This window comes from Parasalinivibrio latis (assembly GCF_036825535.1).
Taxonomy (GTDB): Bacteria; Pseudomonadota; Gammaproteobacteria; order Enterobacterales; family Vibrionaceae; genus Parasalinivibrio; species Parasalinivibrio latis.
Genome location: NZ_CP098812.1, coordinates 2,609,818 through 2,625,794, shown reverse-complemented (window position 1 = coordinate 2,625,794; position 15,977 = coordinate 2,609,818). Strand labels below are relative to the sequence as shown.

Genomic DNA, 15,977 nt, shown 5'->3' with positions numbered 1-15,977 from the left:
TCTTTTTGCAGAAAAAATGTGTGATAGAATTCACGCTTCCTTGGCACAATAACCGAACAACACCATGAAGTTTCCAGGACAACGTAAGTCAAAGCACTATTTTCCCGTCCATGCCCGCGATCCGCTTCTGAAAGCGAGGGATGAGGCGTCTCTGAAACGTCCTCATATTATCGGTATTGACCAGACGCTGGTGGATATTGAAGCCAAAGTGGACGATTCCTTCCTGGAAAAATACGAACTGAGTAAAGGACATTCGCTGGTTATCGACAGCGAGCGTGCGGAAGCCCTTTACCAGGAGCTTAAGGAAAAGAACCTCATCACCCATGAGTTTGCAGGCGGTACTATCGGCAATACCCTGCACAACTATTCTGTACTGGCTGATGACAAATCTATCCTGCTTGGCGTAATGAGCAAGGATATTGAAATTGGCAGCTATTCATACCGCTACCTTTGCAATACCTCCAGCCGTGTTGACCTCAACTACCTCCAGTCTGTTGAGGGCCCAATTGGTCGCTGTTATGCGCTGATTTCAGAAGACGGTGAACGTACCTTCGCGATCAGTGAAGGCCTGATGAACCAGCTGTCTGCTGATTCAATTCCAGAGCACATCTTTGAAAATGCATCTGCACTGGTTCTGACAGCCTACCTGGTACGCTGTAAAGAGGGCGACCCAATGCCCGAAGCGACCATGCGTGCGATTGAGTATGCGAAAAAATATGATGTGCCGGTTGTAATGACGATGGGAACCAAGCACGTTATCACCAGCAACCCTCAGTGGTGGTGCGACTTCCTGCGTGACCATGTCTCTGTCGTAGCAATGAACGAAGATGAAGGCGAAGCCCTGACCGGTGAAAAAGACCCGCTTCTGGCTGCGGACAAAGCACTGGAATGGGTAGATATGGTTCTGTGTACCGCAGGCCCTGTCGGCCTTTACATGGCCGGTTACACCGAAGATGCTGCCAAGCGCCAGACATCACTGCCTTTGCTTCCGGGGGCTATTGCAGAGTTCAACCAGTTTGAATTCAGCCGTCCTATGATTAAAGACGAGTGTGAATGCCCGATGAAGGCCTATTCGCACATTGCACCATACATGGGTGGCCCAGAGCGCATCAAGAACACCAACGGTGCCGGTGATGGTGCGCTGTCTGCGGTACTGCATGACATTGCTGCCAACCGTTACCACCGTGACAACGTGCCTAATTCTAGCAAGCACCAGCACAGTTTCCTCACTTACTCGTCGTTCTCACAGGTTTGTAAGTACGCCAACCGCGTGAGCTACGAAGTGCTGTCCCAGCATTCTCCGCGCCTGTCCCGCGGTCTGCCTGAGCGTGAAGACAGCCTTGAAGAGGCATATTGGGAACGCTAAGTTCGCTTTGAATGAAAAATCCCGGCTTATTTGCCGGGATTTTTGTATCTGTTCATCTGGCACCACTGAGAGATCAGTAGGACTCGTTATGCACCGTCTGTACGGCACGGCCGGAAGGGTCTGCCATGTTCTTGAACGCTTCATCCCATTCAATGGCCTTGGCGCTTGAGCAGGCAATAGACGGGCCACCCGGTACGCACTTGGCGGCATCCTCAAGGGGGAACAACTCTTCAAAGACTTCGCGGTACATATACGCTTCTTTGGTTGTTGGCGTATTGTAAGGGAAGCGGAAGCTTGCCGTTTCCAGCTGTTGGTCACTGACTTTCTCTTCTGCAACAGCCTTGAGTGTGTCAATCCAGCTGTAACCTACGCCATCTGAAAACTGTTCTTTCTGGCGCCATGCGACAGACTGCGGCAGGTAATCTTCAAAACATTCACGAATGATGTGTTTTTCAATCTTGCCGTTGCCACACATCTTGTCTTTTGGGTTCACGCGCATTGCAACTTCAAGGAACTCCTTGTCCAGGAAGGGTACGCGGGCTTCAACACCCCATGCAGCCATTGCCTTGTTGGCACGGGCACAGTCGAACATGTTAAGCGCCAGCAGTTTGCGGACAGTTTCTTCGTGGAACTCTTTTGCATCCGGGGCTTTATGGAAGTAGAGGTATCCGCCAAACACTTCATCCGCACCTTCACCGGACAGTACCATCTTGATGCCCATGGCTTTAATTTTACGCGACATCAGGTACATAGGGGTGGAAGCCCTAATCGTGGTGACGTCATAGGTCTCGATGTGGTAAATCACATCCCGGATTGCATCAAGGCCTTCCTGGATGCTGTAAGTCAGTTCGTGGTGAACGGTACCCAGGTAATCTGCCACTTCACGTGCAGCTTTCAAATCTGGCGCACCGTCAAGGCCAATTGCAAAGGAGTGCAAGGTAGGCCACCAGGCATCTGAGTTGCTGTTGTCTTCAATACGTTTTGCGGCAAATTTTTTGGTGATAGCTGATGTAACAGAAGAGTCCAGGCCACCTGAAAGCAACACACCGTAAGGGACATCTGTCATCAACTGGCGCTTAACTGCTGACTCAAGCGCATCTTTCAGTGCTTTTTTATCTGTTTCGTTATCTTTAACCGCATCAAATTCCATCCACTCGCGCTTGTAATAACGCACTGGCTCACCGGTCTTGCTCCAGAGGAATGAACCAGGAGGGAATTCACTGATAGTGCGGCAAACAGGCACCAGTGCTTTCATTTCTGAAGCAACATAGTAGTTCCCGTGCTCATCATAACCGTGATAAAGCGGGATAATGCCAATGTGGTCGCGGCCAATCAGGTAAGCGTCCTGCTCTTCATCGTAAAGAATGAATGCAAAAATGCCGTTAAGGTAGTCGAGTAACTCAGTCCCTTTTTCTTTATACAGTGCGAGGATGATTTCGCAGTCAGACTCGGTTTGGAAAGGGTAGTCAGGTGCAAACTCGGCCCGGAGCTCTTTGTGGTTGTAGATTTCACCGTTAACTGCCAACACCTGTTTGCCATCATCACTAAGCAGAGGTTGAGCCCCACTGTTGAGATCGACAATAGCCAGGCGCTCGTGGGCCAGAATAGCCTTGTCTGAAGAGTAGATACCAGACCAGTCTGGACCTCGGTGGCGCATGGTTTTAGACATTGCCAGCGCAGATTCACGCAGGGCAACTGGGTCTGACTTAATATCTAGGATTCCGAATACTGAACACATAACTTCCTCACATCTGTAACTTTCCGACTACATCCTGTCGTTTTCTTCAATTTGCCATTTCGACAAAAAAACTCAACCCCTAACAGGAAAAACAGTAAACAAAGTGCGGTTGAAGTGAATAATATTCAGATATAAGCGCATTTTAGTGAATGAAATAAATATCGAGTGCGAAAAATGAACAATTGAGTGAGCTGTGAAGAAGAGAGATGAAGAAAAGAGGGAGGATTGTCTCCCTCATTTGAATCATGCTGCCGATTGGCTTGAAGGGGGCTTTTCCAAAATACGGGCGCATACATGCTGGGCAAAACCGCTTCCGGCTTCGTTGTAGATATTGAACGCCTCATCTACGCCGAGTTCTTTCAATTGGTCGACCTCATCAGCGTAACGGGTGATCGCGGCAACTTTGCCATCAAATCCCATCTCCCGTATTTCCTCCATGGCAATAATGTTCGCCTGACTGTTTGGCATCGCGAGCAATACCACTTCGATTTGTTTGCGAGACATTAGTCGTGCCCAGAAGTCGGGATCTGTCGCATCGCCATGGATGACATTGCGACCTTCATCTTTATGCCGGCTGACAGATTCCTCTCTTGCCTCAATGCCCAAGACCGGTGTATCCAGCCTGTGAGTGAGTTCGTCATAGGCACCGCTGCCAATTCGCCCCATACCAAGGATGAGGATTCGTGCGTCACCAAGTGAGATCAGCTGGTCTGACGGATTGAGCTGATTGGATGCATGTTCTTTCAGTTTGCCGCCGAGCGTGCCGTAAAGGGATTGGCTGAAAGTGTTGAGAGGTGCAGCAAGCAGGAATGAGAGTGATACGACAACGGCCATCGCAACCAGCATGCTGCCTGGCAAAAGCCCGAGGGAATAAGCCAGCCCGGCGACAATAAGGCCAAATTCGCTGTAGTTAAACAGGGTTAACGTTGCCAGAAGTGCTGTACGGACCCGGAAACGGAAGCCGTGGAATATGGCGTAATACAACACACCTTTAATAGGGAGAAGCAGGATCAGAAGCAGGCCGATAACCACTCCGTTCATCGTAGGTGCTTCGGCAAGGCCAATGTTGAGAAAGAAGCAAATAAGGAACAGCTCTTTCAGGTTAAAAAGCGATTTGGCCATTTCCGATGCTTTGGGGTGTCCTGCCATTAACATGCCGGCGATGAGGGCTCCCAGGTCTGCTTTTACACCAACAAAACCAAATAGGCCCGCACCAAAGATCAGCGCTAGGAATACCGCGTAGAGCACCAACATTTCGCCGTGCCCGGCGCCATCAAGGAGTTTGTGCAAGGCTGGGCGGAGCAGTGGCAGTGCAAAAAGGGCCAGGGCATAAATTTCGGGGATTTTACCCGTTGAAACGGTGAGGAAGATGACGGCAAAAATGTCCTGCATGATGAGGACACCGATTGCCAGGGTGCCATAGGTAGAGCCCAGCTCACCTTTTTCCTGAAGGGCCTTGATTGCAAAAACGGTGCTTGAAAAAGAAAGGGCAAAAGCAACAAGGGTCAGTTGGGTGATATCAAAGCCGGCGAAGGCATCAATACCGATGGCTTTAAAGAAGATCAGCGCCAGTGTAAAAGCAGCAGTAGTCAGAAGGTTATGGATGGTTGCCCCTGCCCATATCTCCTTTGCCAGAAGGGTTTTGATATCAAGCTTTAACCCAATGGTGAAAAGGAGCAAGGTAACCCCGAGATCCGCCAATAAGTTTAGGGTAGGCGTGGATTGGTAGCCAGCGTAATGCAAACCAAAACCGGCGACTAGGAACCCAACCAATGGGGGTAAACCGCAACGAAGGGCAATAAAACCGGACGCGAAAGCGGCGACGATAAATATCCATTCCATATGTGTCGATTGTCCTATCGTTTCTTTTGTCTTTGAGGAAGGATGGCCATTCTGACAATTTGTCTTGTAAGGCCGACAGGAGTGTATCACAAACGAGAGCGGCGGCCTTATCCGGCCGCCGCAACTTTTTTGTAACTATCTCTTAGCGAAAACTATCTCTTAGCGAAGTTGGGGACTGTCTCTCGCTGCTTGTCAGGAAGGTTTATTCTTCAAGCAGTTTCTGTAGCAGTACGCCGTTTAGCATCGCTCTTTTCACCAGGGAGAATGCACCAATGGTAGGCGTGTCTTGAAGCTCTGCAGCAACAACCGGCAGGTTGATATGGAATTTCTTCAGTGACTGGGTTTCGATGCACCTTTGGATCGCCGGGAAGACGATGTCTCTTGCACGGGTGATCTCGCCTGAAATGATAATTTGCTGAGGGTTGAAAAGGTTGATAGTCATTGCAATGGCTTTACCAAGATGGTGACCGACTTTCAGCAGTACCTGTTCAGCGAGAGCGTCTCCCTGCAGAGCAGCATCACAAACATCGTAAACGGAGATATTTTCCTTCATACCCAGTGGGCTGTTATAACCCTGGGCGAGAAGTTTTTTTACGTTTTCAATTATCGCAGAGTTAGCGGCAACTGTTTCAAGGCAACCGAAATTTCCGCACTGGCATTTGTCTCCAAGTGGGTCAATCTGGACGTGGCCGATTTCGCCGACGTTACGGTTGCTTCCCAGAAAAATCTGGCCGTTCACGATAATACCAGCACCGGTACCATTGTGGACGCTAACTAAAAGTGCATCCTGATATTTTTTACTAACCCCAAAATAATGTTCTGCAAGAGCCTGTGCCCGGGTGTCATTCCCCAAGAAACAGGCCACACCGAACTCCTCTGAAACCAGTTGACCCAGTTCCATTTTGTCCACCTGGATATTCGGCATGTAATCCACAATGCCGTTTTCAGGGTCGATGAGACCTGGCAGTGTGACACCAATGGCGATGAGCTCTTTGAGAATAGACTGGTTGGCAGCGAGGAATTGATTAATTCGGGCCATTAGACCTTCAATGAGCTCAGCTTCGCTGGCATAGCTGAATGCTTCAGACTGTCGCGCAAGCTCTTTACTGCTAAGGTCGAATAGGCTGATTTCGATAACATCGCGGCCCAGACGGACCGCGATGGAGTGAAATGGCGAACACTCGGTTGTCAGCGAGATAGCACGGCGACCACCGGTGGATGCCTGATGAGCGACTTCCTTAATCAGTCCTCGCTCAAGCAACTGACGGGTAATCTTGGTAACACTTGCCGGTGCAAGGTTACTCACATCGGCGACCTGGATACGGGAAATTGGTCCCTGCTGATCAATCAGGCGGTATACAGCCGCACTGTTGAGTTGTTTTACGAGATCTACATTACCAATTTGTCCGCCTGTCATAGGTTCCTAGCTCTGTTGATATTGACCGTTTACAACAGTCGCCTGGACGTTAAAGTCACGATCGAACACGGTCAGGTTAGCCACGTAACCTTTCTTAACAGAACCCAGCTTGTGATCCATGCCAATTGCTCGGGCTGGATACAGGGTTGCCATTCGAAGTACTTCGTCCAGAGCGATTCCAACATGCTCAACGCTGTTTTGAACAGCTTCAATCATTGTAAGCGCAGAGCCGCCAAGTGTGCCGTTTTCATCAACACACTTACCATCTCGGTAATATACTTTCTTGCCTACAAAAATAAAGTAATCCATGTCAGCGCCTGCTGGAGCTGCCGCATCGGTCACAAGAATCAGCTTGTCACCCTTGATGCGTTTAGCTACACGGATGTTGGCATAGTCCACATGGAAACCGTCAGCAATAACTCCGGTATACACTTCAGGTGTGTCATAAATTGCACCTACCATACCCGGTTCACGGCCAGCGATTGGAGTCATGGCATTGAACAGGTGAGTAGCGAAGGTAATACCTGCAGCGAAGCCTTTACGGGCTTCAACATAGGTTGCATTGGTGTGACCGGCAGAAACAACGATACCTGCTTCAGCCAGTTGAGCAATGTGCTCTTCCGGAGCCAGTTCAGGGGCCAGGGTGACTTTGGTCACTACATCAGCGTTTTCACAAATGTGCTTAACCATCTCATCGTCAGAACGACGGATGTACTCAATGTTGTGAATGCCTTTTTTGGCCACGTTCAGGTACGGGCCTTCCAGGTGCAGACCCAGAGTATGGTTTTCATACTTAGCCTGGTATTCACGCACTGCTGCGATCGCCTGTTTCATGTCTTCATCTGAACTGGTGATCAGTGTAGGCAGGAAGCTGGTGCAACCTGATTTCAGGTTGGCATTGTGCATGATGTGCAGTGTTTCTGGGGTGATTTCGTCGTTAAACATCACACCGCCACAACCGTTCAGTTGCACGTCGATGAAACCTGGGCTCAGGTTAGCACCCTGCAAGTCGACAATTTCGATGCCTGCTGGGATTTCTGCTTGTGGGCAAACTGCTTGGATATGGACGCCGTCGATGATGACGGCGTGATTATCCAGCACGTCGCTTCCGGTAAAGATTCGGCAATTTGTCAGCGCGTACATGGAAGTATCCTTATATTTCGTTATAGGTGTTTGATGTTCTCAGCTTCAAGTTCTTTGAAGTACTTAACAGTCTTCACTTTCAGCTCCATGGTTGATGGTTCATCACAAACAATCAGAGCCTTAGGGTGCAGTTGCAGAGCTGAAACAGTCCAAAGGTGGTTTACTGAACCTTCTACCGCTGCTTCAAGTGCCTGAGCCTTGGCATGGCCGGTTACCAGAATCATAACCTCTGCCGAATCAAGCAGCGTACCCACACCAATGGTCAGGGAGTGTCTTGGCACCTGAGAAATGTCGCCGCCAAAGAAGCGGGAGTTCGCGATGCGGGTGTCTTCGGTCAGGGTCTTGATGCGCGTGCGTGAAGACAGGGACGACGCAGGTTCGTTAAATGCGATGTGACCGTCATTGCCCACACCACCCATGAACAGATTAATTTTACCGTATGAACGAATCTTGTCTTCGTAACGGCGGCACTCTTCATTTACATCTGGTGCATTGCCGTCAAGCAGGTTGATGTTTTCTTCTTGAATATCAATGTGATTAAAGAAGTTGTTGTACATGAAGCTGCGATAAGACTCTGGGTGGTCTGCTGGCAGGCCTACATACTCATCCATGTTGAAGGTTACTACGTGCTTGAAGCTTACTTCGCCTTGTTTATAAAGCTCAATCAAGCGTTTGTAAGTATTCAATGGGGTGCCACCGGTAGGTAGGCCGAGCACGAATGGACGATCAGCGGTTGGGTTGAATTTGTTAATAGAATCAGCAATATATCGTGCTGACCACAGACCAACTTCGTGCGATGTATTTACAGGGATGAGTCTCACAGTAACACCTCTTAAGCATCAATAATCAACTGCCACTATAGTATCTCATAGTGATCTTAATTTTAATCATAAAATAAGTTTTATGATCCCGTCAGCAAAAATCGGTCTTTTTTATCCTGACTAGTGATAAAAGTCACAAACAGTGAGGTTTTAATTTGCGGGGCAAAATTAATGTCATAAACTGCCAGTGACAAACATCGGATAGCGAAATAAGTCGCTTAAGTCTAGTACATAACGGACATCCATAGGGGGAACTAAGGTGAACGTTTTAGGTTATTTCCAAAGAGTCGGCCGTGCGCTGATGGTGCCAATTGCAGTAATGCCTGCAGCGGCAATTTTGATGGGCGTAGGCTATTGGCTGGATCCAACTGGTTGGGGTGGTAACAGCGCACTGGCTGCATTCCTGATCAAATCTGGTGCAGCAATTATTGACAACATGTCTGTACTGTTTGCAATTGGTGTTGCTTACGGTATGTCAAAAGATAACGACGGTGCTGCTGCTCTGGCTGGCTTCGTTGGTTACATGGTTATCACAACCCTGTGTAGCCCAGGTGCTGTAGAGCAAATCGGCCTGGTATCTCTAGACGATCCTACTACCAAACTCGCTTTTGCTAAGATTGGCAACCAGTTTATTGGTATTCTGATTGGTATTGTTACTGCAGAAATCTACAACCGCTTCAGCACTGTTGAACTGCCAAAAGCACTGGCATTCTTCAGCGGTAAGCGCCTGGTTCCTATCCTGGTAGCTACGACTTCAATCGCTATCTCTTTTGTACTGATGTACGTATGGCCTGTTATCTTCGGCGGCCTGGTACACTTCGGTGAAGCAATCACTGGTGCCGGCTCTATCGGTGCAGGTATCTACGGCTTCTTCAACCGTCTGCTGATCCCTGTTGGTCTGCACCACGCACTGAACGCCGTATTCTGGTTCGACCTGGCAGGTATCAACGACCTGGGCCGCTTCTGGATGGGCGCACAAGGCCTTGAGTCTGGTGAAGCTATCAAGGGTGTTACCGGCATGTACATGGGTGGCTTCTTCCCAGTAATGATGTTCGGTCTGCCTGGTGCTGCTCTGGCTATCTACCACGCTGCCAAGCCTGAGAACAAAGCAAAAGTTGCTTCTATCATGATTGCTGCTGGTTTCGCTTCTTTCTTCACCGGCGTAACCGAGCCTCTTGAGTTCTCATTCATGTTCGTTGCACCAGTACTGTATGTACTGCACGCATTCCTGACTGGTGTGTCACTGTTCATCGCATCTGCTATGCAGTGGACTGCTGGCTTCGGCTTCTCTGCCGGTCTGGTGGATATGGTACTGTCTTCTCAGAACCCTGTTGCCAACCAGTGGTACATGCTGATTGCTCTGGGTCTGGTGTTCTTCGTAGTTTACTACGTAGCCTTCACTGTCGTTATCAAGGCTCTGAACCTGAAAACGCCTGGCCGTGAAGACGAAGAAATGCGCACTGTTGCTCCTGCTAAAGAAGGTAATCGTAAAGAACTGGCTCGCCAGTACCTGAAAGCTCTGGGTGGCCACGATAACCTGAACAGCATCGACGCATGTATCACCCGTCTGCGCCTGTCAGTGAAAGACCGCGGCATCGTAGATGAAGCGCAACTGAAAGCGCTGGGTGCAGCTGGTGTTGTTAAGCTTGGTGAAAACAACCTGCAGGTGATTCTTGGCCCTCTGGCTGAAATCATCGCCGGTGAAATGAAGAATATCTCAGCGTCTGATGACCTGAAAGATGTACAACTTCCATAAGTTCTAAAACTATCTTCATCTTTAATTATTACCGGCCTCGTTTGAGGCCGGTCTTTTAAGAAGTCCTATCTAGCTTGTCGCCCCGGCCGGGGCATCCGGAGAAAACCAAAATGACAATCAAAAAAAGTGTGATTGCCTCCTGTGTGGCATTCGCAATGGCTGGCTGCGCTTCCAATCCAGCTATTGACCAAGATATCGCTAACCAAATCGCACAAAATATTGATGTTAACTTCGACGTGGTAACCAACCACGGTGCTAATGAGGGAATGAACTGCCAGAGTATGGAGGCCGAATGGGCATCCTGCAACGTGGTAAACCTAGAACTGACCAACCAGGGTGACGAGATTGACAGCAAAGACTGGGCAATCTACTTCCACAGCATCCGTCTCATCCTGGATGTGAAAAACGACCAGTTCAAGGTGACCCGTATTACCGGTGACCTGCACAAGCTGGAACCAACGGATAAATTCGATGGTTTCCAGGCTGGTGAAAAAGTCACTGTTCCGCTGGTGGGTGAATACTGGACGCTGTTCAAGACAGACTTCATGCCTCGTGCTTATGTGATTGCCGGTGAGTCTGAGCCGCGTACCATCCAATCTTTGGATACTGAAAACACCGATTCTTATGTCGCTGACATTGCCGGCGAGCAGTGGAAGCGTGTACCGGGTGACAACAATATCCTCGCAACTGCCCAAAGCCGTTTTGACAAAAACAGTGACGTTGCGGTTTTGAGTGACAGCGTTATTGAAAGTGCCATTGTCCCAACGCCAGTGAAAACCATCGTTGGTAAGGGCGAAATCAATCTGGATAAGGGTATCCACTTCACTAACGACGCCATGACCACCCCGATGCTGGATGCACTGAAAACTCGTGCAAATGAGTTGGGTGTAAACACGTCCGGCCAATACCCTGTTGAGTTAGCTCTGAACCCTGAGGCATTCAAAGGGGAGCACAAGGTATCCGGTGCTTACAAGCTGAAAGTCACTCAAAAAGGTGCGACGGTAACAGGTTATGACATGGATGGTGCCTTCTACGGCGTACAATCCCTGTTGTCATTGGTTCCACAAAACGGTGAAAAAACGATTCCGGAAATCACTGTTTCAGATGCCCCTCGCTTTGAATACCGGGGTGTGATGGTCGATGTTGCGCGTAATTTCCATTCTAAGGAAGCGATGCTGCGTACCCTTGACCAGATGGCAGCTTATAAACTGAACAAGCTTCACCTCCACCTCTCTGACGATGAGGGTTGGCGCCTTGAAATTCCAGGCCTTCCAGAACTGACCGATGTAGGTGCTGAGCGATGCCACGACCTGTCTGAAACCGAGTGCTTGCTGCCACAGTTGGGCTCAGGTCCGGACAGCAACAACTTCGGTTCAGGTTTCTTCAGCCGTAATGACTACATGGAAATCCTGAAGTACGCCAAGGCTCGCGGTATTGATGTCATTCCAGAACTTGATATGCCGGCTCACTCCCGTGCGGCGGTTGTTGCAATGGAAGCGCGATTCAAGCGCCTGGCAGCCGAAGGCAAGATGGATGAGGCCAACCAGTATCGCCTGATGGATCCCCAGGATACGTCTAATGTCACTACCGTACAGTTCTACGACAAGCACAGCTTCATTAACCCTTGCATGGGTTCATCGCTGAACTTCGTGGACAAGGTTGTCAGCGAAGTGGCGGCTATGCATGCTGAAGCCGGTATGCCGCTTGAGACCTGGCACTTTGGTGGTGACGAAGCCAAGAACATCAAGCTGGGTGCCGGTTTCCAGGACATCAACAGTGCTGACAAGGTTGCCTGGAAGGGAGATATCGATCTTTCAAAACAGGACAAGCCGTTCGCTCGTTCTCCAATGTGCCAGACCCTGATTGCCAACGGCACTGTCAGTGATGCAGCGCACCTGCCAAGTTACTTTGCAGAAAAAGTCAGTGAAGTTGTGGCGAAGAAGGGTATTCCAAACTTCCAAGCATGGCAGGATGGCCTGAAACACTCAAAGGATGCTTCCTCTTTTGCGACTGATAAAACCCGCGTGAACTTCTGGGATGTGCTGTACTGGGGTGGCGTGTCTTCCGCATATGACTGGGCAGCTAAAGGTTATGACATGATCATTTCCAACCCGGATTATGTGTACATGGACATGCCTTATGAAGTCGATCCGGCAGAGCGTGGTTACTACTGGGCTACCCGTGCCACTGATACCCGCAAGATGTTTGGCTTTGCACCGGAAAACCTGCCTCAGAATGCTGAGACTTCTGTAGATCGTGACGGAAATGGCTTTGCTGGTGCGGGTACAGCTGAATACAAGGGCTTCCATGGTCTGTCTGCGCAACTTTGGAGTGAGACTGTACGCACGGATGACCAGTACGAATACATGGTATTCCCTCGTGTTCTCGCTGCTGCAGAACGTGCATGGCACAAGGCAGAATGGGAAAATGACTATAAGCCAGGTGTAGAGTACCGTCTTGATACCAACTTGGTGAACAAGCAGTCACTGAACACAGACTGGACCCGTTTTGCCAATGTACTGGGTCACCGTGAGCTTGCAAAACTGGATGCAGCCGGTATCCAGTACCGCGTTCCGGTTCCGGGTGCGAAGGTGGTAGACGGTAAGCTGGAAATGAATATCAGCTTCCCGGGTCTGGCACTTCAGTATTCGCTGGACGACGGTAAAACCTGGATGACTTACAACGCAGCGGATAAGCCTTCCGTGAACGGGAAAGTAACCGTTCGTGCACTGAGTGCTGACGGTAAACGAGCCGGACGCGCCGTGAGCTTGTAGTTCTGGGTGTTTTTTGACCACTGAGGCGGGGCTGTTGCTCCGCTTTTTTTATTTAGAGCGGCAGATTTTCAGTCTTCTTCCTGGTGAGAAGAAAGAAAATCACAACTTTTCCCGAATGGAAGAGTGTTAACAGTTGAGTCAGGGCGGCGAATCATGGATCATTGTCCGCTGAAATTTCTGATCGCATTTACCCACGTGAGGTGTGTTAGATGAGTGGCTCTGAAGCACGGCCAACCAACTTTATCCGCCAGATCATTGATGAAGATCTGGCAAGCGGCAAACATACCAGTGTTCATACCCGCTTTCCGCCTGAACCAAATGGCTACCTGCACATTGGTCACGCAAAGTCCATCTGCCTGAACTTTGGTATTGCCAAAGACTATCAGGGTGAATGTAACCTGCGTTTCGATGACACCAACCCAACAAAAGAAGACATCGAATACGTTGAATCTATCAAGCAAGATGTTCAGTGGCTGGGTTTCCAGTGGTCTGGCGATATCTGCTATTCGTCTGACTATTTCGATAAACTTCACGGCTATGCTGTTGAGCTGATCGAAAAAGGCCTGGCGTATGTCGACGAACTGTCTCCAGAGCAAATCCGCGAGTACCGTGGCACCCTGACTGAGCCTGGTAAGCACAGCCCTTACCGCGACCGCAGCGTTGAAGAAAACCTGGCACTGTTCGACAAAATGAAGAACGGTGAGTTCGAAGAAGGCAAGGCGTGCCTGCGTGCAAAAATCGATATGGCTTCGCCATTTATCGTGATGCGCGATCCTGTTATCTACCGCGTGCGCTTTGCCCACCACCACCAGACGGGTGACAAGTGGTGCATTTACCCAATGTACGACTTTACCCACTGTATCTCGGATGCGCTGGAAGGTATTACACACTCACTGTGTACGCTGGAATTTATGGACAACCGCCGTCTGTATGACTGGGTTCTGGACAACATCTCACTTGAGTGTCACCCGCGCCAGTATGAGTTCAGCCGCCTGAACCTCGAATACACAGTGATGTCCAAGCGTAAGCTCAACCAACTGGTGACTGAGAAGCTCGTTAACGGTTGGAACGATCCACGCATGCCAACCATTTCTGGTCTGCGACGCCGTGGTTACACGCCAGCATCTATCCGAGAGTTCACCAAGCGCATTGGTGTGACCAAGCAGGATAACACCATTGAGATGAGCTCACTGGAGTCCTGTATCCGTGACGACCTGAACGAGAATGCAGGCCGTGCGATGGCGGTTATCGATCCGGTTAAACTGGTTATCGAGAACTTCGAAGGTGATGCTGAGACCCTGAATGCACCTAACCATCCGAACAAGCCGGAAATGGGTACCCGAGAAGTACCATTTAGCCGTGAAATTTGGATTGAGCGTGAAGACTTCCGCGAAGAAGCGAACAAGAAGTACAAGCGTCTGGTTCTGGGTAAGGAAGTACGTCTGCGTAACGCTTACGTAATCAAAGCTGAACGTGTCGAGAAAGACGCAGAAGGTAATATCACCACTATCTTCTGTACTTACGATCCGGAAACGCTGGGTAAAGATCCTGCAGATGGCCGTAAGGTCAAAGGCGTCATCCACTGGGTATCAGCGGATAAGGGCCTGCCAGCAGAGTTCCGCCTGTATGATCGCCTGTTCACTGTACCGAATCCGGGTGCGGCTGATGACTTTGCTTCAACTATTAATCCCGAATCACTGCAAGTAGTGAAAGGTTATGTTGAACCAAGCCTTGCTGAAGCCAAGCCGGAAGTTGGTTTCCAGTTCGAACGTATCGGTTACTTCTGTGCTGATAATAAAGACTCGTCAGCAGACAACCTGGTGTTTAACCGCACTGTTGGCCTGCGTGACAGCTGGGCGAAAATGGATCAGAACTGATTCTGACCTCCGGGTTTCCGGTAATTACCGGAAATCCGGCAATAAAAAACCGAAGCCAAGGCTTCGGTTTTTTTGTATCTGAATGTGAAGCTTAAGCTTAAGCTTCATCACCGTGAAGGCTAGGGTCTTCTTTACAGTCACCTTCAATGCAGTGCCCGTAGAGGTAGAGGCTGTGGTTGGTCAGACGGATATTGTGCCTTTGAGCAATTTCACGCTGACGGTTTTCAATCACATCATCTGAGAATTCAATCACACGTCCACAGTCAAGGCATACGAGGTGATCGTGGTGCTCTTGGGTGGCAAGCTCGAATACAGATTTACCACCTTCAAAGTGGTGACGGGTAACAATACCAGCATCGTCAAATTGGTTCAGGACGCGGTATACGGTAGCAAGACCAATCTCTTCACCCAGATCAATCAGTTTTTTGTACAGATCTTCAGCACTGATGTGTTGGCAGTCAGGCTGCTGTAAAACTTCTAAAATTTTCAAACGTGGCAGAGTAACTTTTAAACCTGCCTGCTTTAGTGCCTGGTTATTGTCTGGCATTCGAGTCTTCCTGATTCTCACGACCCGAGGTCGGTGGGGATGAAAACGCAAAACATTGTCAATTAGCCTAACAAAAGTCCTCTGTAACTACCAGTCACAGCAACAAAATCGAGACCAACTGCTTGTTTTGCATTCGTGTTATATAGATGTAAAATGAACTGGTCTTACCAGATTGGGGTTATTTTAGTGATTTATAAATTTTACAAGCCCGGTATCGTGAAATTTCTGCTCAATGCCTGGCCTCCATTTTGGGGGGCGGGTATAAAAATCCACACAATCAGCAGTGATTTTCGCCAGGTGACCATGAGGCTCAAATTACGCTGGTGGAACAAAAATGCAAACCGGACTCAATATGGAGGGAGTATTTTCTCTATGACGGATCCGGTTTATGCCCTGATGCTGATGGGCATACTTGGCGAAGAGTACTTTGTCTGGGATAAGGAGGCAGATATAAACTTTATCCAGCCGGGTACATCAGAGCTCTATGCCGATTTTATAATCAGTCAGGATGTCTTGAATGGCATTTTGAATGAGACAGCCGGTGGGGATAAAACGTTTCCTGAATTCCTGGTTCATGTAAAAGACAACAAAGGCCAGATAGTCGCGACGGTAAGAAGGGTGCTGTATATCCGTAAGAAACCCAAGTACCGGGAAAGCCTGAAAACGAAAAATGCGCCGTGAGAGGCGCATTTTTTG

General features: G+C 49.2%; 11 protein-coding genes. 5 read left to right on the top strand and 6 right to left on the bottom strand.

What is annotated here, in order from left to right; translation table 11 throughout:
- Window positions 1-64: 64 nt before the first annotated feature.
- Window positions 65-1,366 (top strand): inosine/guanosine kinase, encoded by a 1,302-nt coding sequence (locus NF212_RS12150; protein WP_434355967.1) that lies wholly within the window; start codon window positions 65-67, stop codon window positions 1,364-1,366.
- 73 nt (window positions 1,367-1,439) lie between these two features.
- On the opposite strand, the gene asnB is transcribed toward NF212_RS12150, so the two are convergent.
- From asnB to nagB, 5 genes are all read right to left on the bottom strand, one after another.
- A complete protein-coding gene (asnB, locus tag NF212_RS12145; RefSeq protein WP_434355965.1) occupies window positions 1,440-3,104 on the bottom strand; it encodes an asparagine synthase B in 1,665 nt (554 codons plus the stop codon).
- A gap of 243 nt (window positions 3,105-3,347) precedes the next feature.
- A complete protein-coding gene (locus tag NF212_RS12140) occupies window positions 3,348-4,946 on the bottom strand; it encodes a cation:proton antiporter domain-containing protein (RefSeq protein ID WP_434355963.1) in 1,599 nt (532 codons plus the stop codon).
- 202 nt (window positions 4,947-5,148) lie between these two features.
- Window positions 5,149-6,363: a DNA-binding transcriptional regulator NagC gene (gene nagC / locus NF212_RS12135; protein WP_434355960.1), complete on the bottom strand. Its 1,215-nt coding sequence runs from the start codon at window positions 6,361-6,363 to the stop codon at window positions 5,149-5,151.
- 6 nt (window positions 6,364-6,369) lie between these two features.
- Window positions 6,370-7,506, bottom strand: a complete 1,137-nt coding sequence (gene nagA / locus NF212_RS12130; protein WP_434355958.1) for an N-acetylglucosamine-6-phosphate deacetylase — start codon at window positions 7,504-7,506, stop codon at window positions 6,370-6,372.
- Window positions 7,507-7,526: 20 nt separating this feature from the next.
- Window positions 7,527-8,327 carry a glucosamine-6-phosphate deaminase gene (gene nagB / locus NF212_RS12125; RefSeq protein ID WP_434355956.1) on the bottom strand — a complete coding sequence of 267 codons (801 nt, stop codon included), beginning with the start codon at window positions 8,325-8,327 and terminating at the stop codon, window positions 7,527-7,529.
- Between the two features lie 259 nt (window positions 8,328-8,586).
- On the opposite strand from nagB, the gene nagE reads away from it, so the two are divergent.
- The 3 genes from nagE to glnS all read left to right on the top strand — a co-directional run bounded on the left by nagE (window position 8,587) and on the right by glnS (window position 14,734).
- Complete coding sequence (nagE, locus tag NF212_RS12120) at window positions 8,587-10,083, top strand: N-acetylglucosamine-specific PTS transporter subunit IIBC (RefSeq protein WP_434355954.1); 1,497 nt, start codon at window positions 8,587-8,589, stop codon at window positions 10,081-10,083.
- Window positions 10,084-10,193: 110 nt separating this feature from the next.
- On the top strand, window positions 10,194-12,857 hold the full coding sequence (locus NF212_RS12115) for a beta-N-acetylhexosaminidase (RefSeq protein ID WP_434355952.1): 2,664 nt from the start codon (window positions 10,194-10,196) through the stop codon (window positions 12,855-12,857).
- A gap of 209 nt (window positions 12,858-13,066) precedes the next feature.
- On the top strand, window positions 13,067-14,734 hold the full coding sequence (gene glnS / locus NF212_RS12110) for a glutamine--tRNA ligase (protein ID WP_434355950.1): 1,668 nt from the start codon (window positions 13,067-13,069) through the stop codon (window positions 14,732-14,734).
- A gap of 97 nt (window positions 14,735-14,831) precedes the next feature.
- Here glnS and fur read toward each other — a convergent pair whose 3' ends face one another.
- Window positions 14,832-15,281 (bottom strand): ferric iron uptake transcriptional regulator, encoded by a 450-nt coding sequence (gene fur, locus NF212_RS12105; RefSeq protein ID WP_434355948.1) that lies wholly within the window; start codon window positions 15,279-15,281, stop codon window positions 14,832-14,834.
- 189 nt (window positions 15,282-15,470) lie between these two features.
- Here fur and NF212_RS12100 point away from each other — a divergent pair, with 189 nt between their 5' ends.
- Window positions 15,471-15,962 carry a DUF4442 domain-containing protein gene (locus tag NF212_RS12100; protein ID WP_434360877.1) on the top strand — a complete coding sequence of 164 codons (492 nt, stop codon included), beginning with the start codon at window positions 15,471-15,473 and terminating at the stop codon, window positions 15,960-15,962.
- The last annotated feature ends 15 nt before the right edge of the window (window positions 15,963-15,977 follow it).